Origin of the sequence: Motilimonas sp. E26, assembly GCF_021278025.1 — a bacterium.
Classification (GTDB): Bacteria; Pseudomonadota; Gammaproteobacteria; order Enterobacterales; family CBDFNC01; genus Motilimonas.
In genome coordinates, this window is record NZ_JAIBHJ010000061.1 from 1 (window position 1) to 2,726 (window position 2,726).

Sequence of the window (2,726 nt, forward strand, 5' to 3'; positions counted from 1 at the left end):
CTCGCCTCATAATAACCACACTATTTACCCAGCTTCTATCAGCTGGTGCAGTCATGCTTGATTTTTATCAATCCGCTCAGCATTTAGCATCTCTATTCTTTTTTAGTCATTAACGAAACATCAGCAGATGATCTAGTCGCTAATCAGTAAATAAGATTTGGCAATTGTTGTGGTGGCTTGGTATAAAATTGCCTATTTATTTTGGTGGGTGTCCCAGCTTTTGTACTATGTAACCTGCTGACAGGGTTCCAGTTTTCAGTACCTAGGTCTACATATTGTACTTTCCCTCTTACTCGGCTTAACCAGTACCAACCCCGCTTTTCAATGGATTTGTACCATGGCACCTTAAAGCCTGCATCGCTGACAATGAGGGGTGTCGTGTTACTCGGTAGAATGCTTGCAAGGTCGGCTAGAAATTGGTCATGAGCCATCTTTGAACATTGCTCTGAAAGCGGAAACGCCTTCTCATAAAGCGTAATAGAGCGGCCTTGTAATGCAACTGAGGCTCGCAATACCATGAGCCGTTTTTGCTCACGAATATCAGACCAATCAACAAGCACAATAGGCATTGAATTGCCTGAACAAATGAAGCTTGCGTGCCAACGTTATACCGCAAGTCGCTCTTTATGCAGATGGTGATTACCTAACAGTCGGTCTATTCGTTTGATGTTATGTTTTGTTCTGGCTTTCGTTGGCAGGTTACGACCAAGCTCGGTAAGGGTGAGCGTTTTACACGCCAGTAATGCATGGCAAGCCAGCGTTAAGCTGTTAAGTCGTTTTAGGTGTAATTCAGGGCAGAATTGGTAAAGAGAGTCGTGTAAAATATCGAGTTCGCACATCTTGTTGTCTGATAGTTGATTTTTGGCGAAACCATTTGATCATATGACAAGGTGTGCATCCACCCTAAGTTGATGATTTTTATCAATATAATTAGGGGATTCCTCAGCACGTTGTATGTACTAATAAGCTACTTTATCAATGGATATACAGTTTTTGACGAATCCAAAAAAACCGAAATGCCCTTTCGATTCAAGGTTAGTTATGTTCTGGTTATGTCAGCTATATTTCCTTTTTTCTACGGGGTGTTTATCAAAGAGGTTGTTATTCTTCATAAAAATGTTGCGGCAGGTAAAAATGAAATACTGGAAAGAGAAATATACAATTAAAAAAGCAATGGATTGCGGGATTCATGGTTATGAATATGTTCCGGTAATTGGTTATTCCGACGAACAATGGGCCCCTTATGTAGACAGAAGAATTCATGACGATTGGATTTATTATGTTGAGGTTTGTGGGTTTCAATTTGCTTTTTTTTCGATTGAAATGCTTGAACTTTACATCGATTTCTTTAGTAGGAAATCTTTACCAAGTACCAGATTTGGTGGGATTTCTCCTTTCTCTAGAGGTGCCGCGGCATCTGTGGGTGATGGTCAATCTCCCTTTGAGAGGCTGCCTGCCTATTTACGGAAGAAAAATTATCGTCTTCGAGTTGTGAAAGCACTGACTAAAGCTAAGATGCACTTTAAGAGCAATGTTTCACATGTTATTAGATAGTAGGCTATGGTAATAGCTTTGAATATTGGCTTGCATTGTTCTAGAACGGGTAACCTTTCACCAGCCCCCTCTTGAAATTTATATGTGATCCAAATCGACTGATCTAAAAATCGTGCTTAAAGGATCCTCCCAGCCTGCCAACATCAGCGCCATGAAAAAGAAATCGATGTTCACCCAAGATGCGCCTCACGTTGAGGACATTAATGATGCTAACGCACTCATCAAAGAGTTGTGGGATAAGTTGCGCGAGTACGAAGACAAACTGGCAACCAGTTCACTCAATTCCTCGCGCTCACCTTCAAATGATACACCTGAGGTTAAAGCCGAGCGAAAAAAGCTCAAAAGCCTCGTAGCCGAAATGCGACAGGCGCTTAACCTGGACACACGGGGCATCGACGACCATTAAGTGAGCTAACCACTTCCGATGTTACCGTGCCTTGCCTTCCTCATTCGCAATGCAGTGAATGTGGTGGCGATGTTGTCGTCAACGCAACACCTTCACGTCGCCACCAAATGTTTGAGTTGCCAAAACAAGCGCTGGATATCACTGAATATCAATTGTTTCATGGCCGCTGTGATTGCTGTAGCACCGTTACTCAGGGCCAATTGCCTAGCGATGCGCCAACAGGGCAAATAGGCCCAAGGCTAATGAGTCACATCGCCGTGCTGGCTGGCCAGCATCATTTAAGCCTGAGTAAAATCAGGCAACTTCTGTTAGACCAATATGGTACGACATTTTCAATTGGCGCACTTTCAGAAGTGCAAGGGCGTGTTAGCTCAATGCTAACACCTGTACATCAAGCATTGAAATCGCACATCCAAAAAGCGCCGCTCATTCATGCCGATGAAACCACACATGCGCGTAATAATGACCAATCAACACGCTGGGTATGGTTAATGGCGAGTGCTGACGCCGTGTTTCAAACTATCCGCTACTCACGCAGCCAAGACAATGCGAAACACTTGCTCGGAGAGCAGGTCAGCGCCATTATCATCACCGATCAATGCGCCAGTTACAACTGGATAGATCCGACCCAGCATCAGTTCTGTCTTGCTCATGTGAAGTGTAATTTACAACAAATGGCTGACTATTCCGTAAGCGCTCAATTCTCCGCAGGCTTGATTGTTAGGCGATCATTTGTTCTTGCGGATATTCCACGGTAGCAGTGCTT

At 43.6% G+C, this 2,726-nt stretch carries 1 protein-coding gene and 2 pseudogenes; 2 read left to right on the top strand and 1 reads right to left on the bottom strand.

The features are described 5' to 3' along the window. Window positions 1–143: 143 nt before the first annotated feature. A pseudogene (locus K1M91_RS21040) lies at window positions 144–839 on the bottom strand (IS4 family transposase). Between the two features lie 295 nt (window positions 840–1,134). Between K1M91_RS21040 and K1M91_RS21045 the strand changes: the two are divergent. After that, complete coding sequence (locus K1M91_RS21045; RefSeq protein WP_232804219.1) at window positions 1,135–1,554, top strand: hypothetical protein; 420 nt, start codon at window positions 1,135–1,137, stop codon at window positions 1,552–1,554. Window positions 1,555–1,705: 151 nt separating this feature from the next. Beyond that, window positions 1,706–2,646 (top strand): annotated as a pseudogene (locus tag K1M91_RS21050) (IS66 family transposase); the annotation flags it as partial. Window positions 2,647–2,726 lie beyond the last annotated feature (80 nt).